At 62.8% G+C, this 25,922-nt stretch carries 21 protein-coding genes and 2 tRNA genes; 21 read left to right on the top strand and 2 right to left on the bottom strand.

Annotation, left to right across the window (positions count from 1 at the left end; all coding sequences use genetic code 11):
• Positions 1 to 121 precede the first annotated feature (121 nt).
• The 8 genes from tig to NKT35_RS16980 all read left to right on the top strand — a co-directional run bounded on the left by tig (position 122) and on the right by NKT35_RS16980 (position 8,502).
• Positions 122 to 1,429, top strand: coding sequence for a trigger factor (tig, locus tag NKT35_RS16945; protein WP_254295138.1), 1,308 nt, complete (start codon positions 122 to 124; stop codon positions 1,427 to 1,429).
• Positions 1,430 to 1,449: 20 nt separating this feature from the next.
• Positions 1,450 to 2,082: an ATP-dependent Clp endopeptidase proteolytic subunit ClpP gene (clpP, locus tag NKT35_RS16950; protein ID WP_305883439.1), complete on the top strand. Its 633-nt coding sequence runs from the start codon at positions 1,450 to 1,452 to the stop codon at positions 2,080 to 2,082.
• A gap of 16 nt (positions 2,083 to 2,098) precedes the next feature.
• Positions 2,099 to 3,379: an ATP-dependent Clp protease ATP-binding subunit ClpX gene (gene clpX / locus NKT35_RS16955; RefSeq protein ID WP_254295140.1), complete on the top strand. Its 1,281-nt coding sequence runs from the start codon at positions 2,099 to 2,101 to the stop codon at positions 3,377 to 3,379.
• Positions 3,380 to 3,520: 141 nt separating this feature from the next.
• Entirely contained in the window at positions 3,521 to 5,935 is a 2,415-nt protein-coding gene (lon, locus tag NKT35_RS16960; RefSeq protein WP_254295142.1) for an endopeptidase La, read from the top strand.
• Between the two features lie 173 nt (positions 5,936 to 6,108).
• The gene (locus NKT35_RS16965) at positions 6,109 to 6,378 is read left to right on the top strand and encodes an HU family DNA-binding protein (RefSeq protein ID WP_043572292.1); all 270 of its coding nucleotides are present in this window, start codon (positions 6,109 to 6,111) and stop codon (positions 6,376 to 6,378) included.
• A gap of 48 nt (positions 6,379 to 6,426) precedes the next feature.
• Positions 6,427 to 6,502 (top strand) — tRNA-Val (locus NKT35_RS16970).
• A 7-nt stretch (positions 6,503 to 6,509) separates the two neighbouring features.
• Positions 6,510 to 6,586, top strand: a tRNA-Asp gene (locus tag NKT35_RS16975).
• Between the two features lie 77 nt (positions 6,587 to 6,663).
• Positions 6,664 to 8,502, top strand: coding sequence for a SurA N-terminal domain-containing protein (locus tag NKT35_RS16980; protein WP_254295144.1), 1,839 nt, complete (start codon positions 6,664 to 6,666; stop codon positions 8,500 to 8,502).
• 48 nt (positions 8,503 to 8,550) lie between these two features.
• On the opposite strand, the gene NKT35_RS16985 is transcribed toward NKT35_RS16980, so the two are convergent.
• Positions 8,551 to 9,474 carry a LysR family transcriptional regulator gene (locus NKT35_RS16985; protein WP_254295146.1) on the bottom strand — a complete coding sequence of 308 codons (924 nt, stop codon included), beginning with the start codon at positions 9,472 to 9,474 and terminating at the stop codon, positions 8,551 to 8,553.
• Positions 9,475 to 9,563: 89 nt separating this feature from the next.
• Here NKT35_RS16985 and NKT35_RS16990 point away from each other — a divergent pair, with 89 nt between their 5' ends.
• The 13 genes from NKT35_RS16990 (at position 9,564) to NKT35_RS17050 (ending at position 25,183) form a co-directional block, all read left to right on the top strand.
• A complete protein-coding gene (locus NKT35_RS16990) occupies positions 9,564 to 10,328 on the top strand; it encodes a sulfite exporter TauE/SafE family protein (RefSeq protein ID WP_254295148.1) in 765 nt (254 codons plus the stop codon).
• Between the two features lie 71 nt (positions 10,329 to 10,399).
• Positions 10,400 to 10,690 (top strand): helix-hairpin-helix domain-containing protein, encoded by a 291-nt coding sequence (locus tag NKT35_RS16995; RefSeq protein WP_254295149.1) that lies wholly within the window; start codon positions 10,400 to 10,402, stop codon positions 10,688 to 10,690.
• Positions 10,678 to 11,307: a paraquat-inducible protein A gene (locus tag NKT35_RS17000; RefSeq protein ID WP_254295151.1), complete on the top strand. Its 630-nt coding sequence runs from the start codon at positions 10,678 to 10,680 to the stop codon at positions 11,305 to 11,307. Before NKT35_RS16995 ends, NKT35_RS17000 begins: the two co-directional genes overlap by 13 nt.
• Complete coding sequence (locus NKT35_RS17005) at positions 11,289 to 11,924, top strand: paraquat-inducible protein A (protein ID WP_254295153.1); 636 nt, start codon at positions 11,289 to 11,291, stop codon at positions 11,922 to 11,924. Before NKT35_RS17000 ends, NKT35_RS17005 begins: the two co-directional genes overlap by 19 nt.
• A complete protein-coding gene (locus tag NKT35_RS17010; RefSeq protein WP_254295159.1) occupies positions 11,914 to 13,533 on the top strand; it encodes a PqiB family protein in 1,620 nt (539 codons plus the stop codon). The genes NKT35_RS17005 and NKT35_RS17010 overlap by 11 nt, the downstream gene beginning before the upstream one ends.
• Positions 13,530 to 14,120: a PqiC family protein gene (locus NKT35_RS17015; RefSeq protein ID WP_254295162.1), complete on the top strand. Its 591-nt coding sequence runs from the start codon at positions 13,530 to 13,532 to the stop codon at positions 14,118 to 14,120. The genes NKT35_RS17010 and NKT35_RS17015 overlap by 4 nt, the downstream gene beginning before the upstream one ends.
• Before the next feature lie 158 nt (positions 14,121 to 14,278).
• Entirely contained in the window at positions 14,279 to 15,547 is a 1,269-nt protein-coding gene (locus NKT35_RS17020; RefSeq protein ID WP_254295163.1) for an MFS transporter, read from the top strand.
• Positions 15,548 to 15,567: 20 nt separating this feature from the next.
• Positions 15,568 to 16,947, top strand: a complete 1,380-nt coding sequence (locus tag NKT35_RS17025) for a NarK family nitrate/nitrite MFS transporter (RefSeq protein ID WP_254295165.1) — start codon at positions 15,568 to 15,570, stop codon at positions 16,945 to 16,947.
• Positions 16,948 to 17,235: 288 nt separating this feature from the next.
• The gene (locus NKT35_RS17030) at positions 17,236 to 20,955 is read left to right on the top strand and encodes a nitrate reductase subunit alpha (RefSeq protein WP_254295167.1); all 3,720 of its coding nucleotides are present in this window, start codon (positions 17,236 to 17,238) and stop codon (positions 20,953 to 20,955) included.
• A gap of 75 nt (positions 20,956 to 21,030) precedes the next feature.
• Positions 21,031 to 22,581 (top strand): nitrate reductase subunit beta, encoded by a 1,551-nt coding sequence (narH, locus tag NKT35_RS17035; protein ID WP_254295169.1) that lies wholly within the window; start codon positions 21,031 to 21,033, stop codon positions 22,579 to 22,581.
• A gap of 10 nt (positions 22,582 to 22,591) precedes the next feature.
• Positions 22,592 to 23,236 carry a nitrate reductase molybdenum cofactor assembly chaperone gene (narJ, locus tag NKT35_RS17040; protein WP_254295171.1) on the top strand — a complete coding sequence of 215 codons (645 nt, stop codon included), beginning with the start codon at positions 22,592 to 22,594 and terminating at the stop codon, positions 23,234 to 23,236.
• 177 nt (positions 23,237 to 23,413) lie between these two features.
• Positions 23,414 to 24,100, top strand: a complete 687-nt coding sequence (gene narI / locus NKT35_RS17045) for a respiratory nitrate reductase subunit gamma (RefSeq protein ID WP_254295173.1) — start codon at positions 23,414 to 23,416, stop codon at positions 24,098 to 24,100.
• 117 nt (positions 24,101 to 24,217) lie between these two features.
• Positions 24,218 to 25,183, top strand: a complete 966-nt coding sequence (locus NKT35_RS17050) for an IS1595 family transposase (RefSeq protein WP_254293992.1) — start codon at positions 24,218 to 24,220, stop codon at positions 25,181 to 25,183.
• A gap of 72 nt (positions 25,184 to 25,255) precedes the next feature.
• On the opposite strand, the gene NKT35_RS17055 is transcribed toward NKT35_RS17050, so the two are convergent.
• Positions 25,256 to 25,693, bottom strand: a complete 438-nt coding sequence (locus NKT35_RS17055; protein ID WP_254295181.1) for a DUF3592 domain-containing protein — start codon at positions 25,691 to 25,693, stop codon at positions 25,256 to 25,258.
• Positions 25,694 to 25,922 lie beyond the last annotated feature (229 nt).

Here is a 25,922-nt window from a genome sequence, read left to right on the forward strand (position 1 = left end):
TTGGGTGCGTGGTGTAACTCCGCGCAGCGTCCGATTCGCCGCCCTTGGGCAGAAAGCCCGGGCGGATCGGGCGTCGTACCGTCCCAGATGACATCAACCCGTCACCTTTGAAGGAATTGACATGCAAGTACAGCTGGAAACTCTGAGCAATCTTGAACGCCGCATGAATATCGCCCTGCCGATGGCCGCCATCGAAGCGCAAGTGGGCGAACGCCTGAAGCGCGTGGCTCGCGGCGCCAAGATTCAAGGTTTCCGCCCGGGCAAGGCTCCGCTGAAGATCGTGGAAATGAACTACGGCGCCCAGGTGCGTGAAGAAGTGATGGGTGAGCAGGTTCAACAAGGCTTCTACCAGGCTGTGACCGAGCAGAAGCTGCGCGTGGCCGGCTATCCGCGCTTCGAGCCGGTTGCCGCTGGCGACGACAAGGAAAGCTTCAAGTTCGCCGCTACTTTCGAAATCTACCCGGAAGTGAAGGTCGGCGAGCTGGTTGGCAAGGAAATCGAGAAGCCGGCCGTAGCCGTCGGCGACGCCGAAATCGAAAAGACCATCGACATCCTGCGCAAGCAGCGCACCCGTTTCAACCGCGTTGAGCGCGAAGCCGCCGAAGGCGACCGCGTGATCATCGACTTCAAGGGCGCCATCGACGGCGTGGCCTTCGAAGGCGGTTCCTCCGAGAACTTCCCCTTCGTGCTGGGCCAAGGCCAGATGCTGCCGGAATTCGAAGCCGGCGTGATCGGCGCCAAGGAAGGCGACATCAAGAGCGTGGAAGTGAACTTCCCGGCTGACTACCATGGCAAGGACGTGGCCGGCAAGACCGCCGTGTTCGAAATCCTGGTGAAGAACGTGGCTGAAGCCGTGCTGCCGGAAGTGGACGAAGCGTTCGCCAAGACCCTGGGCATCGCCGAAGGCGACGTGGAAAAAATGCGCGGCGAAATCCGCAAGAACGTCGAGCGCGAAGTGAAGCGCCGTCTGCAGGCCCGCATCAAGGAAAACGTGATGCAAGCGCTGATCGACGCCACCGAACTGGAACTGCCGAAGGCGCTGGTCGGCCTGGAAATCGGCCGTCTGGTCGAGCAAGCTCGTCGCGAAATGCAACAACGCGGCATGAACGTAAAAGACATGCCGTTCCCGCCGGAACTGTTCACCGCTCAAGCCGAACGCCGCGTGAAGCTGGGCCTGATCCTGTCCGAAATCGTGGAAGCCAACAAGCTGGAAGCCAAGCCGGAACAGGTTCGCGCCATGATCGTCGAATTCGCCGACAGCTACGAGCAGCCGGAAGACGTGCTGGCCTGGTACTACGAGAGCGCCGACCGCCTCGAAGGCCCGACCTCCATGGTCCTGGAAGACAACGTGGTTGAATTTGTGCTGTCTCAGGCCAATGTTGTAGCTAAGGACTTGTCCTTCGACGAACTGATGGGCAACCAAGCCTGATAACCAACCTGGAGTGGCCGATGAAATCTATGATGGATCCGCAAGGACTGGGCCTCGTGCCCATGGTGGTGGAACAGAGCGGTCGTGGCGAGCGCGCCTACGACATCTACTCGCGCCTCTTGAAGGAGCGCATCGTCTTCCTGGTGGGCCCGGTCACGGATGAATCGGCCAACCTGGTGGTGGCGCAGATGCTGTTCCTGGAGTCGGAAAATCCGGATAAGGACATCCATTTCTACATCAACTCGCCGGGCGGCTCGATAACCGCCGGCATGTCGATCTACGATACGATGAACTTCATCAAGCCGGACGTTTCCACGCTGTGCATCGGGCAGGCGGCCAGCATGGGCGCCTTCCTGCTGGCGGCGGGCACCCACGGCAAGCGCTTCGCGCTGGAAAACAGCCGCGTCATGATCCACCAGCCGCTGTTGTATGGCGGCGGCTTGTCCGGCCAGGTGACCGACATCGAGATCCATGCCCGCGAGCTGGTCAAGGTGAAGGCCAAGATGAACGAGCTGTTGGCCAAGCATTCCGGCCAGGCGCTGGAGCGGGTGCAGTCCGATACCGAGCGCGACAACTTCATGTCCGCCGAAGAGGCCCGCGCCTACGGTATGATCGATAAAGTGCTGTCTTCCCGCCGGGACGTGACGGCCTAAGTAGTGGAATGGGCTAATGGCTGAGAAAAACAGCAATGAGAAGCTCCTCTACTGCTCTTTCTGCGGAAAGAGCCAGCATGAGGTGCAGCGGCTGATCGCCGGTCCGCAGGTGTATATCTGCAACGAGTGCGTCGAGCTGTGCAACGACATCATCCGCGAGGAGCTGGAAAAGGGCGTGGGCGTCGATGACGTCGCCGGCGCCTCTTCCGACCGTCCGTTGCCGACGCCGCAGGAAATCCGCGCCGACCTGGATCAGTACATCATCGGCCAGGAATTCGCCAAGAAGACCTTGTCGGTGGCGGTGTACAACCACTACAAGCGCCTGTACAGCAAGTCGAGCAAGGACGACGTGGAGCTGGCCAAGAGCAACATCATGTTGATCGGCCCCACGGGTTCCGGCAAGACGCTGCTGGCCCAGTCGCTGGCGCGCCTGCTGGACGTGCCCTTCGTCATCGCCGACGCCACCACGCTGACCGAGGCGGGGTATGTGGGCGAGGATGTGGAGCACATCATCCAGAAGCTGCTGCAGAAGTGCGATTACGATGTGGAAAAAGCCCAGCGCGGCATCGTCTACATCGACGAGATCGACAAGATTTCGCGCAAGTCGGAAAACCCGTCCATCACCCGGGACGTATCGGGCGAGGGCGTGCAGCAAGCCTTGCTGAAGCTGATCGAGGGCACGGTGGCATCGGTTCCGCCGCAGGGCGGCCGCAAGCATCCGAACCAGGAATTCATCCAGGTGGACACCACCAACATCCTGTTCATTTGCGGCGGCGCTTTCGATGGTCTGGACAAGATCATCCGCCAGCGTTCCGAAAAGGGCGGCATTGGCTTCGGCGCCGAAGTGTCCTCCAGGGACGACGGCAAGAGCCTGACCAAGCTGTTCCAGGAAGTGGAGCCGCAGGACATCATCCGTTTCGGCCTGATTCCGGAGCTGATCGGCCGTCTGCCGGTGGTGGCCACGCTGGAAGAGCTGGACGAGGAAGCGCTGGTTTCCATCCTGACGCAACCGAAGAACGCGCTGATCAAGCAGTACGAAAAGCTGTTCTCGATGGAGTCGGTGGAGCTGGAGGTTCGTCCGTCGGCGCTGCGCGTGATCGCCAAGCAGGCTTTGGTCCGCAAGACCGGCGCCCGCGGCCTGCGCTCGATTCTGGAGCGCGCGCTGCTCGACACCATGTACGAGCTGCCGTCGATGCAGGACGTCGAAAAGGTGGTGGTGGACGAGAAGGTGATCGAGAAGGGCGACAAGCCGCTGTTCATCTATCGCGAAGAAGGCGGCGTGGCGCAATCCGCCTGACGCACGGCAAGCATCGCCAAACCGCCCGGCAGGGCGGTTTTTTTATTTGTCTGGTTGCTAATCTGATTTAGTATGGGGTGTTGATATTCAGCACAAGCGCCCCATTTTACTAGCATCGTTTTCAAGCTAAGGTTAGGTGATATGCCGCAACCCGCAGAAATTCTAGAAGACACCTCGCTGCCGCTATTGCCGCTGCGCGACGTGGTGGTCTTCCCCCATATGGTCATCCCGCTGTTTGTGGGACGGGCCAAATCGATCCGTGCGCTGGAACTGGCGATGGACGAAGGCAAGCAGATCCTGCTGGTGGCCCAGCGCTCCGCCTCCAAGGACGAGCCTTCGGCCGAGGATCTGTACAGCGTGGGCACGGTCGCAGCCGTGCTGCAAATGCTCAAGCTGCCGGACGGCACCGTCAAAGTGCTGGTGGAAGGCCGTCAGCGCGCCACCATCAAGACGGTGGGCGAAGAGGACGGCTGCTTTGTGGCCGAGTTCTCGCCGCTGTCCAGCGAGCTGGAAGAGTCCAATGAGACCGAGGCGATGCGCCGCGCCTTGCTCGCCCAGTTCGAGCAATACGTCAAACTGAACAAGAAGATCCCGCCGGAAGTGCTGAACTCGCTGGCCGGCATAGACCGCGCTGGCCGCATGGCCGACAGCATCATCGCCCACTTGCCGCTGAAGCTGGAGCAGAAGCAGGAAGTGCTGGAGATGTTCGACGTGCAGACCCGCCTTGAGCATCTGATGTCGCAGCTGGAAGGCGAGATCGACATCCTGCAGGTGGAAAAGCGCATCCGCGGCCGCGTCAAGCGCCAGATGGAAAAGAGCCAGCGCGAGTACTACCTGAACGAGCAGGTCAAGGCCATCCAGAAAGAGCTGGGCGAGATGGACGAGGCCAGCGACCACGACGAGCTGGAACGCCGCATCAAGGCCGCCGGCATGAGCAAGGAAGGCCGCGAAAAGGCCCTGTCCGAGCTGAAGAAGCTGAAGATGATGTCGCCGATGTCGGCCGAGGCCACGGTGGTGCGCAACTACATCGACACGCTGCTCGACCTGCCGTGGAAAAAGAAGACCAAGATCAGCAAGGACGTGGCCAAGGCCGACGAAGTGCTGGACGAGGATCACTTCGGCCTGGAGAAGGTCAAGGAACGCATTCTGGAGTACCTGGCGGTGCAGCAGCGCGTCGATCGCCTGAAGGCGCCGATTCTGTGCCTGGTTGGGCCTCCGGGCGTGGGCAAGACCTCGCTGGGCCAGTCCATCGCCCGCGCCACCAACCGCAAGTTCGTGCGCATGGCGCTGGGCGGCGTCCGCGACGAGTCCGAAATCCGCGGCCATCGCCGCACCTATATCGGCTCCATGCCGGGCAAGGTGCTGCAGAACATGACCAAGGTCGGCGTCAAGAACCCGCTGTTCCTGCTGGACGAGGTGGACAAGCTGGGGGCCGATTTCCGCGGCGACCCGTCTTCCGCCTTGCTGGAGGTGCTGGATCCGGAGCAGAACCACGCCTTCATCGATCATTACGCCGAGGTCGAATATGACCTGTCCGACGTGATGTTCGTGGCGACGGCCAACTCGCTGAACATCCCGCCTGCGTTGTTGGACCGGATGGAAATCATTCGTCTTTCCGGCTATACCGAGGACGAGAAAGTCAACATCGCCCAGAAGTACCTGCTGCCCAAGCAAATGGAAGCCAACGGCGTGAAGGAGGGCGAGCTGGCGGTGCAGGAATCGGCGCTGCGCGACATCGTCCGCTACTACACCCGCGAAGCCGGCGTGCGCAGCCTGGACCGCGAAGTCGCCAAGATCTGCCGCAAGGTGGTGACGGCCTCCCTGCTCAAACCGGGCAGGGGCGCCAAGGTGACGGTTTCCGCCAAGAATCTGGACAAGTACCTGGGCGTGCGCCGCTTCGACTACGGCCTGGCCGAGGAAGAGAACCGCATCGGCCAGGTGACCGGTCTGGCGTGGACCGAGGTGGGCGGCGAATTGCTGACCATCGAGGCCGTGTCGCTGCCGGGCAAGGGCAATATCGTGCGCACCGGCCAGTTGGGCGAGGTGATGCAGGAATCGATCACGGCGGCGATGAGCGTGGTGCGCAGCCGCGCGAGAAGCCTGGGCATCAAGCCGGACTTCTACGAGAAGAGCGATATGCACATCCACGTGCCGGAAGGCGCGACGCCCAAGGATGGCCCGAGCGCGGGCATCGCGATGACAACGGCCATTGTGTCGGTGCTGACCAGCATTCCGGTGCGGGCCGATGTGGCGATGACCGGCGAGATCACGCTGCGCGGCGAGGTGCTGCCTATCGGCGGTTTGAAGGAAAAGTTGTTGGCGGCGCATCGCGGCGGCATCCGCCACGTGCTGATCCCCAAAGGGAACGAAAAGGACTTGGCGGAGATTCCGGCCAACATCAAGCAGAAGCTGGAAATCCACCCTGTCAAGTGGATTGATGAGGTGTTGGCGTTGGCGCTGGAGCGTCAACCCGAAGAATTGTCGCAGGAAGAACAATCATCCGATCTTCCTCCGGCTCAGGAGTCGGCGGGCAGTATGCCGGTTTTGAAGCATTAAGAATCATGGCGTTACCGGAGCCGTGCATAAATGCAGCGCGCGCGGCTTCCGGATGTGCTTGCGAATTAGCAAAACACCCGTGGAAGCCGCTTGACACAAGGATTTCCGCCTTGCTATAAAGCAAGCGTTTTTATCCGAATTACGTAGACCGAGAACGACGAAAGGGGACTTACGTGAACAAGTCTGAACTGATTGACGCCATCGCCGCTGAGGCTGACATTTCCAAGGCAGCTGCTGCCAAGGCCCTGGACGGCATGGTAGCCGCCGTAACCGACGCGCTGAAGAAGGGCGACACCGTAACGCTGGTGGGCTTCGGCACCTTCTACGTGGGCGAGCGCGCCGAGCGCAGCGGCCGCAATCCCAAGACCGGCGAAACCATCAAGATCCCGGCAGCCCGTTCTCCGAAGTTCCGCGCTGGCAAGGCGCTGAAAGACGCGCTATAATCAGCTGCTCTTGCCGGGCGGATTTTTAATCCATCCGGCAAGCGAGCAGGGCGTTTAGCTCAGTTGGTAGAGCGTCTGCCTTACAAGCAGAATGTCGGCGGTTCGACTCCGTCAACGCCCACCAAAAGTTCGGAGCGGTAGTTCAGTTGGTTAGAATACCGGCCTGTCACGCCGGGGGTCGCGGGTTCGAGTCCCGTCCGCTCCGCCAGAATAGATTAAGAGAAGGTGAACCGGCTTGGCCCGTTCACCTTTTTTTTTAACAGGGGTGGCTTTCAGCCTATCGTCATGTTCGAGTTTGTCCAGAACAACAAAACCGTCATTCAAGTGATCCTGGGCGCCGTGGCCCTGACTTTTGTGGGCTTTGGCGTCAGCAGCTATTCCAGCGCCACGGACGATCCCTATCTGGTCAAGGTGGGCAACGCCAAAATCTACAAGCGCGACCTGGATCGCGCGCTGGAAGGCAAGCCTAGCGACCCGGCAACCCGCCAGGCCATGCTTCAGGAAATGATCCGCCGCGAACTGGTGCTGGCCGACGCCCGCGACCATGGCGCCGCGGTCAGTCCCGCGCAGTTGCAGAAATTCATCGCCGCCATCCCGCTGTTTCAGGAAAACGGCAAGTTCAGCGCCGAACGCTATAGCGAGTTCCTGAAGAACCGTTACCCGTCGGCCGAGGCTTTCGAAACCGAGATCAGCCAGGACCTGTTGGTGCGCAGCCAGTTGACCGCCGTGGCCGGCACCCAGTTCGTGCCCAATGCCGTTGTCGGCCGCATCGCCAGCCTGCTGGGCGAAGGCCGCGAACTGCAGCCGCTGGTGATCAAGCCGTCCGACTTCGCCGCCGAGGTGAAGACCGACGACGCCGCGATCAAGGCCTACTACGACGCCAACGCCAAGCGCTTCCGCACCGCCGAGCAGATCAAGCTCGATTACGTGGTGCTGTCGCAAGACGCCGTGGCGCAGGGCGTGAAGGTCAGCGACGCCGAAATCCAGAAATATTACGACCAGCACAAGGGCGATCTGGCCGGTGAACAGCGCCGCGCCTCGCACATCCTGCTGGCGGTAGCCAAGGACGCCAAGCCGGAGCAGAAGGCCAAGGTCCGCGCCGAGGCGGAAGCCATCCTGAAGGAAGCGCGCGCCAATCCGGCCAAGTTCGCCGAGCTGGCCAAGGCCAAGTCGCAAGATCCGGGCTCGGCCGAGAAGGGCGGCGATCTGGGCTTCTTCGGCCATGGCATGATGGTTAAGCAGTTTGACGACGTGGTGTTCCGCATGAAGCCGGGCCAGATCAGCGAAGTGGTGGAAACCGAATACGGCTTCCACATCATTCGCCTGGACGAGGTCAAGGCGCAGAGCCTGGACGACGTCAAGAGCGTGATCGTCGACAAGCTGCAGAAGCAGAAAGCCGCCGGGCTGTTCCGCGCCGAGTCCGACAAGCTGAACGAAATCTCCTATCAGCAGGCTGATTCGCTGAAGGGCGTGGTGGATGCGCTGAAGCTGGAAGTGAAGCACTCCGACTGGATCGTCCGCAACCAGCCCTCGCAAGACCCGCTGCTGGGCAATGCCAGGCTGCTGGCCGCCGCGTTCAGCGATGACGTGCTGAAGAAAAAGCACAATAGCGAAGTGGTGGACGTGGGCGGCGGCCGCCTGGTGGTGGCGCGCGTCGCCGAGCACCAGCCGGAGCATCAGCAAGCCATCGCCGAGGTGAGCGCCCAGATCAAGTCCGAGCTGATCGCCCGCGACGGCGCCAAGCTGGCCGACAAGAAGGGCCAGGCGGTTCTGGCCGATCTGAAGGCCGGCAAGAGCGTGGAAGGCTTGCAATGGGGCCCGAACCTGACGGTGTCCCGCCGCGCGCCTAGCCTGCCGCCTGCCGATATGCGCGCAGCCTTCGCCGTGTCCGGCGCCAAGCTGCCGGGCTATGCCGGCGTGCGCCACGATACGGGCGAGTACGTGGTCTACCGCGTGGGCAAGGTCATTCCGGCGCCGGCTTTGAGCGAGGCGGACCGCGCTCAATTGGGCGGCATGCTGAATGAAATGACGGCCAACGGCCAGTTGGTCGGCTATCTGCAGGCGCTGCGCCAGAAGTACCCGGTTGTCCCAGGCAAACAGTCGCTGAACGACAACAGCAATTAAGCTCCCTGCATCGTTGGAAGCTAGAAGCCCCGCAAGCGCGGGGCTTTTTCATTGGGCGGCGTATTGGCCGAATCCGCGCGCGCGGGCTTCTAGCCGCAGCGCCTCCAGCAGCAGCCTGGCCTTGCGCGGGATGTCGCGGCTGGCGAAGACGGCATGCATCTGCGGATCGTCGCCGCGGCTGGAAACAATGCGGTAGTCCGGACGCAGCCTGACGAGCTCGCCTTGCTCGACGAGCGGTTCGGCCAGCCAGTCGCCCAGCCGGCCTATGCCCATGCCGGCGCGAAGGGCGTCCAGCACGCCGTTGCCGGAGTTGCTGCGGTGCCAGGCGCTGAGATTCAGGCTGATGCTCCGTTCCCGCGAGACGAAATTCCACGCTTTCAACACGCGCGGCGCGGAGTGGATGAACACCCGGTGGCGCGGCAGCTCGTCCGGCGTTTGCGGCGCGCCGTGCCGCGCGATATAGCGCGGGCTGGCGTATAAATGGCGGCGATAGTTCCACAGCGGATAGCCGATCAGCTCGCTGGAAGAGGGGAAGGCGCCGCGTATCGAAAAATCCAGCTTGTCGTGGATGGGCTCCAGAATGGCGTCACTGTACTGCGCCTCGAAGCGCAGGCCGGGGTGCTCGTCCGCCAGGTCGGCCAATACCTTGGGCAATAAGGCCCGCCCCAGCGTTTCCGGCGCGGAAAAGCGCAGCAGGCCGCGCGGCGAGCCGACTTGCTGGCTCAGTTCGTCCTCGGCTTGCTGCTGCAGGTCCAGCATCTGCCGGGCCGTCGGGTAATAAGCTTCTCCCGCCGCGGTCAGCTGCACCTGTTTGCTGGAGCGCGCCAGCAGGCTGGCGCCCAGTTCTTCCTCCAGCGTCTGCAGGATGCGGGTGGCGCTGCTGGGCGAGGTGCCCAATTGCCGCGCGGCGGCGACGAAGCTTTTCTGTTCCACGACGGCGCAGAAGACTCTCAGGCTCCACAAGGATTTCATGGCGGCTCCATGATTGCGATATCTGCAATATTACATTGCAAGCATGCAATGTGAACAATCCGTACAATGCGCAGAGAAGGAGAATGCCAATGTTATTGAGTTTGAGTTTTCTGTGCGTGATCGCGTTTTTCGCCGGCCTGGTGGACGCGGCGGTGGGCGGCGGCGGGCTGATCCAGATTCCCGGCCTGTTTAGCGCCTTGCCTAATGTGATGCCGGCCACTATTTTCGGCACCAATAAGCTGGCGTCGGCGGTGGGGACTTTGTCCGCCGCGCGGTCCTATCTGCGGCGGGTCAAGCTGCCGTGGAAGCTGGTGCTGCCGGCCACTGTCGCCGCCTTCGTGTTTTCCTTCGCCGGCGCCCAGGTGGTGTCGCTGATCAGCAAGGACATCATCCGGCCCCTGGTGCTGGCGCTGCTGATCGTGATGGCGGCGTACACGCTGTGGAAAAAAGATTTCGGCAAGCTGCACAAACCGGTGGCAATAGGGCGGCGCGAGATGCTGATCGGCCTGGCGATAGGCGGCGCCATCGGCTTTTACGATGGCCTGTTCGGCCCAGGCACCGGCAGCTTCCTGATGTTCCTGTTCATCCGTTTTTTCGCCTTCGACTTTCTGCATGCCTCCGCCGCCGCCAAGGTGGTGAACCTGACCACCAATGTGGCGGCCCTGCTGTCTTTCGCCATCGGCGGCCACATCCTGTTCGCCTACGCGCTGCCGATGGCGGCCGCCAATATGGCCGGCGCGATTGTCGGCACCCGGCTGGCGATGAAGAACGGCGCCGGTTTTGTCCGGGTGCTGTTCCTGATGTTGACCAGCGTGCTGATCTGCAAACTGGGCTGGGACGTGCTGCACGGCTGAACGCCTTCCTCTTGGTGCCGGGCGGCGCCTCGCTTATGATGTAGCCTCGTCATATGCTCGGAACGCCCGATATGCATCCTTCCCGCTGTCCGCCCGCCGATCAGGCGCAGGATTTGCTGCAGCTGCCCAATGTGGGCAAGGCCACGGCGGCGGACTTGCGCCTGCTGGGCATCGCCGTTCCGGCGGATCTGCGCGGGCGCGATCCCTGCCTGTTATACCTCCAGTTGTGCGACCAGACCGGCCAGCGGCAAGATCCTTGCGTGCTGGACGTGTTGATGTCGGTCTGCCATTACATCAACCAGGGCGAGGCGCGCCCTTGGTGGAGCTTCACCGAGGAACGCAAACAGCGATGGACGGTGTGAGCGAAGGCGGGCTGACGGCCTGCCACGATTGCGACCTGCTGCTCCGGCTGCCTTCTGCCGGGCAGGGTTGCGTGCGCATGCATTGCCCGCGCTGCGGCGCTTTATTGCACGAGCGTTCGGACCGCGGGCGGGAAATGAGCTGCGCCCTGGCCCTGGCCGGGCTGATCTTGTTTGCGCTGGCCAACAGCTACCCGGTGCTGACGCTGGAGATGGCAGGCAACCGCAATGCCGCCACCTTGTGGCAGACCGCGCTGGCGCTGCACGGCCAGGGCATGCCGGAGGTGGCTTTATTGGTGCTGTTCACCGGCATGGTGATGCCGGCCTTGCAATTGGCCAGCCTGCTTTATCTGCAGCTGCCCTTGCTGAGCGGCCGGCCGCCGCCGGGTTTTCCGACCATGATGCGCCTGTACGGCCAAGTGCGGCCGTGGTGCATGGTGGAGGTCTTCCTGCTGGGCGTGCTGGTTTCGCTGGTGAAGCTGGTGCACCTGGCCAGCGTGCATCCGGGCATAGGCTTGTGGGCGTTTTTCGGCCTGATCGTGGCTTTGGCGGGCAGCGCCAGCGGCTTTCGGCCCACGCAATTATGGGAGCGTTATCAGTCATGCCGCGCTACCCCTTGAACAGCGCCGCCGCGCGGAATTTATGCCTGTGCCACGGCTGCGGTCTGCTGGTGCGCTTGTCGCCGCAGCAGACCGGCGTCTGCCCCCGTTGCCAGGCGGCCTTGCATTTGCGCCGTCCGGCGGCCTTGCAGCGCTGCTGGGCTTTGTTGTTGGCGGCGATCATCAGCTATTTTCCGGCCAATCTGCTGCCCATCATGGAAACCACGGCGCTGACCGGCGTGCAGCGCGACACCATCATGAGCGGCGTGGTGTATCTGTGGAACAATGACTCCTGGCCCTTGGCGCTGGTGGTGTTCACCGCCAGCGTGCTGGTGCCGATGTTGAAGATACTGGCCTTGCTGCTGCTGGTTTGCAGCGCGCAGTGGCGTTGGGAATGGGCGCCGGCGCAACGCACGCGGCTGTATCGTTTGATCGAAGTGATCGGCCCCTGGTCGATGCTGGACATTTTCGTGGTGGCGCTGATGGTGGCGCTGGTGCAGTGGCAGTCGCTCGCCAGCATCAAGGCCGGGCCCGGCGCCATCGCTTTCGGCGCCGTGGTGGTGCTGACCATGCTGGCGGCGATGAGCTTCGATCCGCGGCTGATTTGGGATCCGGTGAAGGAACACGATGAGCAATGAGCAAGAACCGGCCAAGCCGGAAGACAATCTGCCGCAGGCGGTGCCGGTGCGCCGCCGCCGCTGGGCGCCGTCCCTGGTCTGGCTGATTCCGATGGTGGCGGCCTTGATCGGCGGCTGGCTGGCGGTGCATGCCGTCTTGTCCAAGGGGCCGGTGATCACCATCGCCTTTCAGAGCGCCGAGGGCATAGAGGCTGGCAAGACCCGCATCAAGTACAAGGATGTGGAAATCGGCGACGTCACCGGCGTGGCCTTGAGCGAGGATCGCAAGTCCATCATCGCCACCGCCGAGCTGCGCAAGCAGGCGGCGGACTATCTGGTGGAGGACAGCCGTTTCTGGGTGGTGCGGCCGCGCGTGTCGGGCGGCGGCGTGACCGGTTTGGGCACGGTGTTGTCGGGTTCGTACATCGGCATGGATGTGGGCAAGAGCGAGACGCGGCGCAGCGAATTCATCGGCCTGGAGACGCCGCCCATCATCAACGCCGATCTGCCGGGGCAGACTTTCTATTTGAGAGCGGACAATCTGGGCTCGCTGAATACCGGCTCGCCGGTGTATTTCCGCCGCGTGCCGGTGGGGCAGGTCGTCGGTTACGAGCTCGACGCCAAGGGCGGCTACGTCAAAGTGGGCATTTTCATCAATGCGCCGTATGACCATTTCGTCTCGGCCAATAGCCGCTTTTGGCACGCCAGCGGCGTGGATGTGTCTATCGGCGCCAACGGCTTGAATGTGAACACGCAGTCGCTGGCGGCCATCGCCCTGGGCGGCATCGCTTTCGAGACGCCGTTGGCCGACAACGGCGGCGTGCCCTTGTCGGACCGCAATTTCATCCTGCATGAAACCCGCGACAAGGCGCTGCAGAATCCGGACCGCGAGATGCAGCCTTTCCGCCTGCGCTTCCGGCAATCCATCCGCGGCCTCAGCGTCGGCGCTCCGGTGGATTTCCGCGGCATCACCATAGGCGAAGTGACGGCGATAGGCGTGCAGTATGTGCCGGAGCGCAAGGACTTCGACATGACGGTGGACATCCGCACCTACCCCAGCCGGCTGGACAGCCTGTCGCGCGGCGGGCGCATCACCGGCAAGCTGTCGCCGCAGGCGCTGGTGGCCAATGGCATGCGCGCCCAGCTGCGCTCCGGCAGCCTGATCACCGGCCAGCTCTATGTGGCCTTGGACTTTTTCCGGGATGTGCCGCCAGCCAGGCTGGTCATCAACAAAGGCATGCCGGAGCTGCCGACCATTCCTGGCGATTTGGAGGAACTGCAAAGGGTATTGCAGCGCATCGTCAAGAAGCTGGATGCGATACCGTTCGACAGCATAGGCCAGGAGGCCAATACCTCGCTGAAGTCACTGCAGCAGACGCTGGATAGCGTGAAAAAGCTGTCCGACGGCGTGAACGGCGAGACGCTGCCCAAGATGACGCAAACCTTGGAGCAGCTGCAAAAGACGCTGGCCGCCGCGCAGCAGACGATGAAGGCGGATTCGCCGCTGCAGCAGGACGTGCGCTCGGCGGCGCAAGAGGTGAAAGAGACGGCGCGCAGCTTCCGCGCGCTGGCCGATTATCTGGACCGCCATCCCGAGGCGCTGGTGCGCGGCAAGGAGGCGCAGCCATGATGAAACATTGGATATTAGCCGCGGCCGCCTGCGCGGCGCTGGCCGGTTGCGCTTCGCCGCAGTCGCGTTTTTACGGCTTGGATGCGCCGCTTCAAGGGGCGGCGCCGGCGCAGTTCGGCAAGCGGGTGCTGTTGGGCCCGGTCATCCTGCCCGCGGCGCTGGATAGGCCGCAGCTGGTGCTGGATCTCGGCCAGGGGCAGTTGCAGTTGCAGGAGTTCGACCGCTGGAGCGCGCCGCTGGATCGCCTGCTGGCGCAGCGGCTCAGCCTGGCGGTTTCCCGCGCCAGCGGCCTGGCCAGCGTTTACGCCTATCCACAGCCGGGCATGGACGGTGGCGATCTGCGCATCGCCGTCGATGTGCGGGCCTTGAGCCTGAAGCCGGGGCAGGGCGCGGCGCTGGAGGCGGTATGGCAGCTGCAGAATGTGTCCGACGGCAAGGTGTTGGCCAGCGGCAGCTTCAGCCGCAGCCAGGCGGCGGCGTCGAGCGAGCCCGGCGCCTTGCTGGCGAGCTTGCAGTCGTTGCTGGACGCGCTGGCCGCCGATCTGGCCGCGCCCTTGATCAGCCATCCGGAATGGCGCGCGGCCTGAGCCAGGCTGCGGCTACGCCATTGGGAGTAGCGGGCCTCCCGCCAATGGCGTAGTCCGTCTCGTCCATCAGCCGGCGGATTGTCCTGCTATGGACGAATATCCGCGCGCGCCGCCGCCGCTTATCGTGGCAGCCATGACCACTCCATGGGTATGGCGCCATGAGCTCCCCGATATTTCAACGTTACAGCGTGCTGGCCAGCAGCACGCTGGCCTTCACCCTCTGTTTCATGGTCTGGATGATGTTCGCGGTGCTAGGCATCCCGATCAAGCAGCAGCTGGGCCTCAATGAAACCGAGTTCGGCATCCTGGCGGCCACGCCGGTGCTGACCGGCTCGCTGATCCGCGTGCCGCTGGGCATCTGGACCGACCGTTACGGCGGCCGCCCGGTACTGTTCGCGCTGATGCTCAGCTGCGTGCTGCCCATCTATCTGATGCAGTTCGCCAGCGCCTACTGGCAGTTTCTGCTGGCCGGGCTGTTCGTCGGCGTGGCCGGCGGTTCGTTCTCGGTCGGCACGCCCTATGTGGCGCGCTGGTTCCGCAAGGAGCAGCAGGGTTTGGCGATGGGCATCTTCGGCGCCAGCAACGCCGGCTCCGCCTTGACCAAGCTGGTGGCGCCGGCGCTGATTGTCGCCTGGGGCTGGCAGAGCGTGCCCACCGCCTACGCGCTGATCATGCTGGCCGCCGCCATCCTGTTCTGGCTGTTCTCCTTCAGCGATCCCTCTCACAAGGTTCCGTCCACCGTCACGCTGCGCCAGCAACTGGCGCTGATGAAGCACCCGGCGGTGCTGCGCTATTGCCAGTATTACTCGGTGGTGTTTGGCGGATACGTGGCCCTGGCCTTGTGGATGACCAAGTACTACGTCGGCGAGTACGGGCTGGACTTGAAACACGCGGCTTTGCTGGCGGCCTGTTTCTCCCTGCCTGGCGGCGTGCTGCGCGCGGCGGGCGGCTATCTGTCCGACCGCTTTGGCCCCTACACCGTCACCTGGGCGGTGATGTGGGTGTGCTGGGTGGCCTTCTTCCTGTTGTCCTATCCGCAGACCGAAATGCGCGTCGCCACCGTCAACGGGCCGTTCAGCCTGCATATCGGCCTCAATGTCTATCTGTTCACCGGCCTGCTGTTCCTGGTGGGTGTGGCGATGGCGATAGGCAAGGCTTCAGTGTTCAAGTTCATCGCCAATGAATTCCCCGACTCCATCGGCGCGGTGTCCGGCGTGGTGGGTTTGTCCGGCGGCCTGGGCGGTTTCCTGCTGCCCATCCTGTTCGGCGCGTTGCTGGATCTGACCGGGGTGCGTTCCAGCGCCTTCATGCTGCTGTATGGCACGGTCTGCGTCAGCCTGGTGTGGATGCATTTTTCCTTCAAATCGGCGGCCAAGCGCGAGGCGCGGCCGTCTGTTTCCCTTCCCTTGAGCAACGAGCGCGCCTGAGCGCGGCGCGGGAGACTGTCATGACTTATCTGATCAAACACTGGGAGCCGGAAGCGCCGTCCTTCTGGCAGCAGCAGGGGCGCTCGGTGGCGCGCCGCAATTTGTGGATTTCGATACCGGCGCTGACGCTGGCCTTCGTGATCTGGCAGGTGTGGAGCGTGGCAGTGCTGAACATGCCCAATATCGGCTTCGGCTACACCCAGAACCAGCTGTTCTGGCTGGCGGCGCTGCCGGCCTTGTCCGGCGCCACCTTGCGCATTTTCTATTCCTTCATGGTGCCGATCTTCGGCGGCCGCAAATGGACGGCCATCTCCACCGCCAGCTTGCTGATTCCGGCGGTGGGCATCGGTTTCGCAGTGCAAGACCCCAGCACCAGCTATGTCACCATGGTGACGCTGGCCTTGCTGTGCGGTTTCGGCGGCGGCAATTTCAGCTCCAGCATGGCCAATATCAGCTTTTTCTTCCCCAAGGCGGAGAAGGGCACTGCGCTGGGCCTGAACGCCGGCCTGGGCAATCTGGGCGTGTCGCTGGTGCAGCTGGTGGTGCCCATCGTCATCACCATGGGCTTGTTCGGCCAACTGGGCGGCGATCCGCAAGCCTGGGTCAAGGGCGGGGTGGCCAAGCAGATGTGGCTGCAGAACGCCGGCTTCGTCTGGGTGCCCTTCATCGTCCTGTCCACGCTGGCCGCCTGGTTTGGCATGAACGATCTGGCCTCGGCCAAGTCCTCGTTTTCCGAGCAGGCGGTGATCTTCACCCGCAAGCATAACTGGCTGATGTGCTGGCTTTACCTGGGCACCTTCGGTTCCTTCATCGGCTTCTCCGCCGGCTTCCCGCTGCTGGTGAAGGGCCAGTTCCCGGATATCGATCCCACCCGCTACGCTTTTCTCGGCCCCTTGGTCGGCGCTTTGACCCGTCCCTTCGGCGGCTGGCTGGCGGACAAGATAGGCGGCGCCAAGGTCACGCAGACGGTGTTCGCCTTGATGGCGCTGGCGGTGCTGGGTGTGATCTTCTTCCTGCCGCATGGCGGCCAGAGCGGCAGCTTCGTCGGTTTCTTCGCGATGTTCCTATGTTTGTTCGCGCTGACCGGCATCGGCAACGGCTCCACCTTCATGCAGGTGCCGGCCATTTTCCTGACGCTGCATCAGCGCATGGCCGGTCCTGGCGAGGCCGCGCAAAAGCAGGCGCTGCAGGATGCCACCCGCGAAGCGGCGGCAGTACTGGGCTTCACCAGCGCGATAGGCGCCTATGGCGGCTTCTTCATCCCCAAGAGCTATGGCACATCGATAGAGCTGACCGGCAGCGTGGACGCAGCGTTATACGTGTTCATCGCCTTCTATCTGAGCTGCTTGCTGATCAACGGCTGGTATTACGCGCGCAAGAACGCGGAAGTGCCTTGCTGAGAACGCCTGGCAGGCGGCGGCTTCGAAAGCGCGCTAGCCGGGTATCGCACCCTACGGTTGGACGGAATGAAAAGCGCCCGCGGGCGCTTTTTTCACGTCCGGCTTTCGTTCTACTCCGGACTACTCCTTAAGGCTTAGCCGGCCCCCTTCCTCTGCAGGCGCGATTCACCCCGACTGGCCGATTGGGCCGCTTGCGGGTGAAAGGTAGGCTAAGGACTATCGCAACCAGTACCGGCAGCCGGGCGGCGGCGACTCGGAGCAGGGTTCCCCGGCGCGCATGGAGGCAAGATGAGCCATTTTCTCGACAGACTGAATTTCCTCGGCAAGGTGAAGAGCACCTTCGCCGACGGCCACGGCGCGGTGGTGAACGAAGACCGCGGCTGGGAAGACGCGTACCGCCAGCGCTGGCAGCACGACAAGATCGTCCGCTCCACCCATGGCGTCAACTGCACCGGCTCCTGCAGCTGGAAGGTGTATGTGAAGAGCGGCCTGATCACCTGGGAAACCCAACAGACCGATTACCCGCGCACCCGTCCCGACCTGCCCAACCACGAACCGCGCGGCTGTCCGCGCGGCGCTTCCTACAGCTGGTACGTGTACTCCGCCCAGCGCGTCAAATACCCGATGCTGCGCGGCGAACTGGCCCGGCTGTGGCGCGAGGCGCGCAAGACGCTGGGTCCGGTGGAGGCCTGGGAGAAAATCAGCCAGACGCCGGAACTGGCCAAGCAATACAAGTCGGCGCGCGGCCAGGGCGGTTTCGTGCGGGCCAGCTGGGACGAGGCCAACGAGATCGTCGCCGCGGCCAACGCCTACACCATCAAGCGTTTCGGCCCGGACCGCATCATCGGCTTCTCGCCGATCCCGGCCATGTCCATGGTGTCGTATGCCGCCGGCAGCCGCTACCTCAGCCTGATCGGCGGCGTGCCGCTGTCCTTCTACGACTGGTATTGCGACTTGCCGCCGGCCAGCCCGCAAACCTGGGGCGAACAAACCGACGTGGCCGAGTCTGCCGACTGGTACAACTCCACTTATCTGATGGTATGGGGCTCCAATGTGCCGATGACCCGCACGCCGGACGCCCACTTCTACACCGAGGTGCGCTACAAGGGCACCAAGACGGTGGCGGTGTCCAGCGACTTCGGCGAAATGGCCAAGTTCGGCGACATCTGGCTGGCGCCCAAGCAGGGCACCGACGCCGCGCTGGCGATGGCGATGGGCCACGTGATCTTCAAGGAATTCCATCTAGACCAGCCGTCCGCCTATTTCAGCGACTATATCCGCCGCTACACCGACATGCCGATGCTGGTGAAGCTGCGCCGCGACGGCGAGCGCTGGCTGCCGGACTACTTCCTGCGCGCGTCCCACCTGGACGGCCAACTGGGCGAAGACAACAACCCGGACTGGAAAACCCTGCTGATCGACGAGGCCAGCGGCGACATCGTCGCGCCCAACGGCGCCATCGGCTTCCGCTGGGGCCAGGCCGAAGGCCAGACCGGCAAGTGGAACCTGGAGCAGAAAGCGGGCGGCGAGCGCGAAGTGTCGGGCCGCCTGTCCTTGATCGACACGCGCGATGAGCTGGTCGGCGTCGGCTTCCCGTATTTCGGGTCCGAGCACGACGAGCTGCTGACCCGCAATGTGCCGGTGAAGAAGATCAAGCTGGCTGGCGGCGAAGACGCGCTGGTGGCCACGGTGTTCGACCTGATGGCCGCCAACTACGGCATAGACCGCGGCCTGGGCGGCGGCAATGTGGCCGTCGACTACATGGACGACGCGCCGTACACGCCGGCCTGGCAGCAGAAGCACACCGGCGTGAAGCCGGAGCTGGTGATCCAGGTGGCGCGCGAGTTCGCGCAAAACGCCGACCAGACCCAGGGCAAGTCCATGGTCATCGTCGGCGCGGCGCTGAATCACTGGTATCACATGGACATGACCTACCGCGGCATCATCAATATGCTGATGCTGTGCGGCTGCATCGGCCAATCCGGCGGCGGCTGGTGCCATTACGTGGGCCAGGAAAAGCTGCGTCCACAGACCGGCTGGGCGCCGCTGGCCTTTGCCGGCGACTGGAACCGCCCGGCGCGGCAGATGAACGGCACCAGCTTCTGGTACGCGCATACCAGCCAGTGGCGGCATGAAAAACTGGGTGTCGGCGAGATACTGTGCCCGACCGCCGACGGCAAGATGGCCGGCCTATCCTTGATCGACTACAACGCCAAGGCTGAGCGGATGGGGTGGCTGCCGTCCGCGCCGCAGCTGTCGCGCAACCCGCTGGACTTGTCCCGGGACGCCATCGCTCAGGGCCTGGACCCTGCGGCCTTCGCCGTGCAAGGTTTGAAGGACGGCTCGCTGGACATGGCCTGCAATGATCCGGACAACCCGCAAAACTTCCCGCGCAATATGTTCGTGTGGCGCTCCAATATCCTGGGCAGCTCCGGCAAGGGCCACGAGTACTTCCTCAAGTATCTGCTGGGCACCCAGAACGCGGTGCTGGGCTCGGAAGACGACTGCATCAAGCCCAGCGAGATCACTGTGCGTCCGGCGGCCGAGGGCAAGCTGGACCTGCTGGTGGTGCTGGACTTCCGCATGTCCACCACCTGCCTGTACGGCGACATCGTGCTGCCCACCGCCACCTGGTATGAGAAGGACGACCTCAACACCTCGGACATGCATCCCTTCATCCACCCGCTGTCCGAAGCCGTGCAGCCCTTGTGGCAGGCCAAGAGCGACTGGGAAATCTACAAGGGCTTCGCCAAGAGCCTGTCGGCAATCGGCAAGGATTATCTGGGCGTGCAAAAGGACCTGGTGCTGACCCCGCTGATGCACGACACCCCGCAGGAGCTGGGCCAGCCTTTCGATCCCAAGGATTGGAAGAAGGGCGAGTGCGAGCCGGTGCCGGGCAAGACCATGCCGGCGATGACGGTGGTGGAGCGCGACTACGGCGCGATCTACGACAAGTTCACCACCATCGGCCCTCTGCTGGAGAAGGCCGGCAACGGCGGCAAGGGCATAGGCTGGAAGACCGCCCATGAGGTAGACATCCTGCGCGGCCTGAACCAAGTGGCGCAATCGGGCGCCGGCAAGGGCCAACCCAAGTTGGAGACCGCCATCGACGCGGCGGAAATGATCCTGACCTTGGCGCCGGAAACCAACGGCCACGTGGCGGTGAAGGCCTGGGACGCGCTGTCCAGGATCACCGGCCGCGACCATACCCACCTGGCCAAGCCGCGCGAGCACGACACCATCCGCTTCCGCGACGTGCAGGCGCAGCCGCGCAAGATCATTTCCTCGCCCACCTGGTCCGGCCTGGAGAGCGAGGAAGTCAGCTACAACGCGGGTTACACCAATGTCCACGAGCTGATTCCGTGGCGCACGCTGACCGGCCGCCAGCAGTTCTACCAGGACCACCAGTGGATGCGCGCCTTCGGCGAAGGCCTGTGCGTGTACAAGCCGGCGGTGGACTTGAAGACCACGCAGGCAGTGCTGGGCAAGCACGGCAACGGCAATCACGAGCTGGTGCTCAACTTCATCACCCCGCACCAGAAATGGGGCATACACAGCACTTATTCCGACAATCTGCGCATGCTGACGCTCAGCCGCGGCGGCCCCCAAGTCTGGCTGTCCGAGACCGACGCTAAAAAAGCCGGCATCGTCGACAACGACTGGATCGAGGTGTTCAACATCAACGGCACGCTGACCGCCCGCGCGGTGGTGTCGCAGCGGGTGCCGGAAGGCATGACGCTGATGTACCACGCCCAGGAGAAGATCGTGAACGTGCCCGGCGCCGAGGTGTCCGGCAAGCGCGGCGGCATCCACAACTCGGTGACCCGAACCGTGACCAAGCCCACCCACATGATAGGCGGCTACGCCCAGCTGTCCTGGGGCTTCAACTACTACGGCACGGTGGGCGCCAACCGCGACGAATTCGTCGTGGTGCGCAAGATGGACAAAGTCGACTGGATGGATGAGCCGAGTAGGGCGGAAGCCCCAACGGGGCGTTCCGCCGAATAAGTCCGTTTACCGAATACTGATCAGCAAAGTAGGACGGAACGCCTCTGCGAGGCTTCCGCCCTACGGAGAAACGCAATGAAAATACGCGCGCAAATCGGCATGGTGTTGAATCTGGATAAGTGCATCGGCTGCCATACCTGTTCGGTCACCTGCAAGAACGTGTGGACCAGCCGCGACGGCATCGAGTACGCCTGGTTCAACAATGTGGAGACCAAGCCCGGCATCGGCTACCCCAAGGACTGGGAAAACCAGGACAAGTGGCAGGGCGGCTGGAAGCGCCGCGCCGACGGCAAGCTGGAGCCGCGCCAGGGCGGTCGGCTTAAGATCCTGGCCAATATCTTCGCCAACCCCAATCTGCCGGCCATCGACGACTACTACGAGCCGTTCACCTACGACTACGAGCACCTGCAGAACGCGCCGAAGATGCAGACGCCGCCGACCGCGCGGCCGGTGTCGGTGCTGACCGGCAAGAAGATGGACAAGATCGAGTGGGGCCCGAACTGGGAGGACGACCTGGGCGGCGAATTCTCCAAGCGGGCCAAGGACGCGCTGTTCGACGGCATCCAGAAGGAGATGTACTCCGCCTTCGAGAACACCTTCATGATGTATCTGCCGCGGCTGTGCGAGCACTGTCTGAACCCGGCCTGCGTCGCGTCCTGCCCGTCCGGCTCCATCTACAAGCGCGAAGACGACGGCATCGTCCTGATCGACCAGGACAAATGCCGCGGCTGGCGGATGTGCGTGTCCGGCTGCCCGTACAAGAAGATCTACTACAACTGGACGTCCGGCAAGGCCGAAAAGTGCATCTTCTGCTACCCGCGCATCGAGTCCGGCCAGCCCACCGTCTGTTCCGAGACCTGTGTCGGCCGCATCCGCTACCTGGGCGTGCTGCTGTACGACGCCGACCAGATCGAAGAGGCGGCGGCGGTGGAGAGTCCGCAGGACCTGTACCAGTCGCAACTGGATCTGTTCCTGGATCCGAACGATCCGGCCATCGCGGCCGAGGCGCTGAAGCAGGGCATCCCGCAAAGCTGGCTGGACGCCGCCCGCCGCTCGCCGGTGTACAAGATGGCGATGGAGTGGAAGGTGGCCTTCCCGCTGCACCCGGAATACCGGACGCTGCCCATGGTGTGGTACATCCCGCCGCTGTCGCCGATCCAGAGCGCGATGGAAAGCGGCCTGATAGGCGAGGGCGGCATTATCCCCGACGTGAAGAGCCTGCGCATACCCATCAAGTATCTGGCCAACCTGCTGACCGCGGGCAAGGAAGAGCCGGTGGCCAAGGCGCTGGAGACCATGGTGGCGATGCGCCGCTACATGCGCAAGAAGAGCGTGGAGAAGGTCAGCGACGCCGCCACCTTGGCCGGCACCCATCTGACCGCCACCCAGGTGGAGGAAATGTACCAGGTGATGGCCATCGCCAATTACGAAGACCGCTTCGTGATTCCGTCCAGCCACAAGGAAATGGTGGAAAATGCTTTCGAGGACAAGGCCAGTTGCGGCTTCAGCTTCGGCAACGGCTGTTCCGGCGGCGAGTCCGAGGCCAGCCTGTTCGGCAAGAAGAAGGCCACCCCCATCGTGTTCCACGACATGCGGCGCGACCGCAAGTCCAACGCCGGCAACTAAGGAGACCATCATGCGCATCCACGCCATTCTGTCCGCGCTGCTGTGTTACCCGGAGGCCGAGCTGACGGCAGCGGTGGACGAGATCCGCGCCGAGGCGGCCGAGCATCTGCAAACCGCCAGCCTGCTGGAGCCCTTGCTGCAGGCGCTGGAAAACGACGAACTGATCGAATCCCAGCAACGCTACGTGATCACTTTCGACCACAACCCCGCGCACTCGCTGCATCTGTTCGAGCATATCCACGGCGAGGACCGCGCCCGCGGCCAGGCCATGGTGGACCTGCTGGCCGAGTACCGCCGGCACGGCTTTGAGCCGACGTGCAACGAGCTGCCGGACTACCTGCCGCTGTTTCTGGAGTTTCTGGGGCAGTGCGGCAAGGACGAGTCCGAACGGCTGCTGGCCGACGCGGTGCATGTGATCGGCCACGTTTCCGGCAAACTGAACGAGTCCGGCTCGGTGTATGCCGGCCTGTTCGACGCGCTGCTGACGCTGTCGCCGGTCAAGCCGGAGCCGCTGCAGGCGCCGCCCATCCGCGACATGGACGAAATGCTGGAAACCTTCGGCCCCGGCGCGGACGGCGTGGAGCCGCTGCTGAAGCCGACCATGCCGGCCATCGCTCCGGTGAACTTTTATCCGCCGGCGCGGGCCGCGCGCTAGCGCCAGAGCCTCACTCTCTGCTTGCGGGCAAAGGGCAGGGAGAGCGGGCGGGCCAGGCCAAAGGCTTGCGGCCAGGGCCAAGGCCGCCATGTAGAACCTAAATCCCCCTCTCTCCTCGCGGGAGAGGGTCGGGGAGAGGGGCGATGCCGCCTGCTCTCCCTCATGCAGGAGAAAGCAATGAGCTACCTTCATCAATTTGTATTCGGCATCTACCCCTATATCGCGCTGGCCATCTTCCTGCTGGGCAGCCTGATCCGCTTCGAGCGCGAGCAGTACAGCTGGAAGAGCGAGTCGTCGCAGCTCTTGTACCGCGGCCAGTTGCGCTTGGGCAATATTCTGTTCCACCTGGGCATCATCGGCCTGTTCTTCGGTCACTTGGCCGGCTTGCTGACGCCGCTGGCGGTGTGGGACGCGCTGGGCGTGACGCACAGTTTCAAGCAGCTGTTCGCGATGAGCGCCGGCGGTGTGATGGGTGGCCTGTGCCTGATCGGCATCGTATTGCTGCTGCACCGCCGCTTCCTATGCGACCGGCTGGCGGCCAACACCACCTGGCGCGACAAGCTGGTGTTGTTGTGGATACTGGCCACGCTGCTGCTGGGCCTGAGCACCATCTTCGTGTCGGCCCAGCACCTGGACGGTCACGAAATGGTACTGCTGATGAGCTGGGCGCAGCACATCGTCACCTTCCGCGGCGACGCGGCCGACTTCATCGTCTCCGCCTCGCCGGTGTTCAAGCTGCACCTGTTCATGGGCATGAGCTTGTTCGTGATCTTTCCCTTCACCCGGCTGGTGCACGTGTGGAGCGGGTTCGGCGCAGTGACCTACCTGGGACGCGCCTGGCAGCTGGTGCGGCCGCGCGGCTGATCGCTGGGCATGAAAAACGCCGCGCATCCGGGGAGGGAGCGCGGCGTTTTGTTTGGCTATGTCCCAATTCCGTGTTGGGAGCTATGCTGAATACAGTAGCAGACCGGGAGTCGCGCCATGGATGCCCAGAGTTTTCAGCGTTTTCTTGCCCAACTGGATCAGCTCACGCTCAAACAGAGGAGCTTGCTGTCTTCTGCGCTTAAACATCCCACTCACCATGACGCCATTCAGGACGCCTTGCCTGACCTGACGGCTTGCCCACACTGCCAGGCCGAGGCCAACCAGTTGGCGTTATGGGGCTGGAGCCGAGGCCTGCGGCGTTATCGCTGCAAACAGTGCCACCGGACCTGCAATGCCTTGTCGGGCAGTCCATTAGCCAAATTGCGCAAGGCCGATCGCTGGCTGAGCTACGCCCAAGCACTGCAGGATGGCTTGACCGTGCGAGCAGCCGCTCGTGCATGCGGCATCAGCAAGAACACGGCTTTCCTATGGCGGCATCGCTTCTTGCATCGCGCATCAGACCATCTGGCGGCGCAAGCCCGAGGCATCGTCGAAGTAGATGAAACCTTCATTCTGGAATCATTCAAAGGGCAGCGGTGCCTCCCCCGCGCGCCGCGCCAGCGGGGTGGCGTCAGCCAAACACGGGGAACCGGGCCGGATCAGATTCCCATCATGGTGGTGCAGGACCGAGAGGGACATATAGCGGACTTCAAGTTGAAGAAGCTCAATGGCGCTCATGTGGAAGCGGCTTTAGCCCCGTTGGTGGATAGCGACGCCATCCTGTGTTCGGACGGCGCAGCGGTGTACTCGACCTTTGCCAGGCAGCATGGCATTACCCATCGAGTCGTGCATGCCAAGACGGGACAGCGGGTACGCGAGGGGGCGTTCCATATCCAGCATGTGAATGCCTACCATAGCCGCTTGAAGCTTTGGATGGCTCGATTCCACGGGGTTGCCACCAAATACCTTGAAAACTATCTGGGGTGGCGACGGATGCTGGAGCGCTATCAGCAAACCATGCAGCCTTGCCACTGCTTGCAGGAGGCAGTGGGTCGTCCCTTGCAACACATTATTGGGACATAGCCTTTTGTTTGGTCTCAGAGAGCGTAGCGGGTGTTGGCGGCTGCGTCGGTAGGGCGCGCCGACTAGGCGATGCTAGGACTCTTTTTTGTCATCACTCCCGGCATGTTTGAGCGCCAAGAGAAATGCTAGTGAAATTGCGATGATGATCGGAAACAAAACCCATAACCATTCTGGGATGTAAAATCCAGATTCCTGACGGTATGCAGCGCTTGGGTCGATATCTGCATTAATAGATGGACTCTCCGGGTTGTAATAAACATCAAGCTCATCGCCTTCCTTTAGCGCGCCGCAGTCTGTTCCATGATCAAGCCCTCTGTTTGAGTATCTTTTCCCGTTCACATAAAATGCGTAATAGAACTCACCGTGATTGGCGCAATTCATTGCCGCAATGTGGCCAGTAGTGGTTTTATAGTTCTTCGATAATGCTTTGTATCCCAGTGCATTGTTATGGCAGGAGGTGAGAATGGTGCATAGAAAAATAAACAATATGATTGCGTGAATTTTATTCATCCACCACGCGCCTAATTTTAATAGGGTTGCAGGTCGGGTTGGGCAAGGCCAATCCAGCCGTTTCCAGGGCCGTAGATGTCCAGTCCCGTAGGTTGGGCTAAGCTTGCGAAGCCCAACGTTTACCGCGGATCATGTGCTAATGCCTGAGAGTTAGGCAATACCTATTCATGCTAGGTAAACGTTGGGCTTCATTTTATTCAGCCCAACCTACGGCTCTGGTCTGCAGTGG

It is taken from the genome of Chromobacterium sp. IIBBL 290-4, assembly GCF_024207115.1.
Lineage (GTDB): Bacteria > Pseudomonadota > Gammaproteobacteria > Burkholderiales > Chromobacteriaceae > Chromobacterium.

What these genes read in the sequence shown, in the direction of transcription:
- lon (WP_254295142.1), top strand. Translation starts at nt 3,521, where the DNA reads ATGCCGCAACCCGCAGAAATTCTAGAAGACACCTCGCTGCCGCTATTG.
- tig (WP_254295138.1), top strand. Translation starts at nt 122, where the DNA reads ATGCAAGTACAGCTGGAAACTCTGAGCAATCTTGAACGCCGCATGAAT.
- NKT35_RS17050 (WP_254293992.1), top strand. Translation starts at nt 24,218, where the DNA reads ATGGATGCCCAGAGTTTTCAGCGTTTTCTTGCCCAACTGGATCAGCTC.
- NKT35_RS17005 (WP_254295153.1), top strand. Translation starts at nt 11,289, where the DNA reads ATGCCGCGCTACCCCTTGAACAGCGCCGCCGCGCGGAATTTATGCCTG.
- NKT35_RS17000 (WP_254295151.1), top strand. Translation starts at nt 10,678, where the DNA reads ATGGACGGTGTGAGCGAAGGCGGGCTGACGGCCTGCCACGATTGCGAC.
- narJ (WP_254295171.1), top strand. Translation starts at nt 22,592, where the DNA reads ATGCGCATCCACGCCATTCTGTCCGCGCTGCTGTGTTACCCGGAGGCC.
- NKT35_RS17055 (WP_254295181.1), bottom strand. Translation starts at nt 25,693, where the DNA reads ATGAATAAAATTCACGCAATCATATTGTTTATTTTTCTATGCACCATT.
- NKT35_RS16985 (WP_254295146.1), bottom strand. Translation starts at nt 9,474, where the DNA reads ATGAAATCCTTGTGGAGCCTGAGAGTCTTCTGCGCCGTCGTGGAACAG.
- clpX (WP_254295140.1), top strand. Translation starts at nt 2,099, where the DNA reads ATGGCTGAGAAAAACAGCAATGAGAAGCTCCTCTACTGCTCTTTCTGC.
- NKT35_RS17020 (WP_254295163.1), top strand. Translation starts at nt 14,279, where the DNA reads ATGAGCTCCCCGATATTTCAACGTTACAGCGTGCTGGCCAGCAGCACG.
- NKT35_RS16980 (WP_254295144.1), top strand. Translation starts at nt 6,664, where the DNA reads ATGTTCGAGTTTGTCCAGAACAACAAAACCGTCATTCAAGTGATCCTG.
- narH (WP_254295169.1), top strand. Translation starts at nt 21,031, where the DNA reads ATGAAAATACGCGCGCAAATCGGCATGGTGTTGAATCTGGATAAGTGC.
- NKT35_RS16995 (WP_254295149.1), top strand. Translation starts at nt 10,400, where the DNA reads ATGCATCCTTCCCGCTGTCCGCCCGCCGATCAGGCGCAGGATTTGCTG.
- clpP (WP_305883439.1), top strand. Translation starts at nt 1,450, where the DNA reads ATGAAATCTATGATGGATCCGCAAGGACTGGGCCTCGTGCCCATGGTG.
- NKT35_RS16990 (WP_254295148.1), top strand. Translation starts at nt 9,564, where the DNA reads ATGTTATTGAGTTTGAGTTTTCTGTGCGTGATCGCGTTTTTCGCCGGC.
- narI (WP_254295173.1), top strand. Translation starts at nt 23,414, where the DNA reads ATGAGCTACCTTCATCAATTTGTATTCGGCATCTACCCCTATATCGCG.
- NKT35_RS17025 (WP_254295165.1), top strand. Translation starts at nt 15,568, where the DNA reads ATGACTTATCTGATCAAACACTGGGAGCCGGAAGCGCCGTCCTTCTGG.
- NKT35_RS17015 (WP_254295162.1), top strand. Translation starts at nt 13,530, where the DNA reads ATGATGAAACATTGGATATTAGCCGCGGCCGCCTGCGCGGCGCTGGCC.
- NKT35_RS17010 (WP_254295159.1), top strand. Translation starts at nt 11,914, where the DNA reads ATGAGCAATGAGCAAGAACCGGCCAAGCCGGAAGACAATCTGCCGCAG.
- NKT35_RS17030 (WP_254295167.1), top strand. Translation starts at nt 17,236, where the DNA reads ATGAGCCATTTTCTCGACAGACTGAATTTCCTCGGCAAGGTGAAGAGC.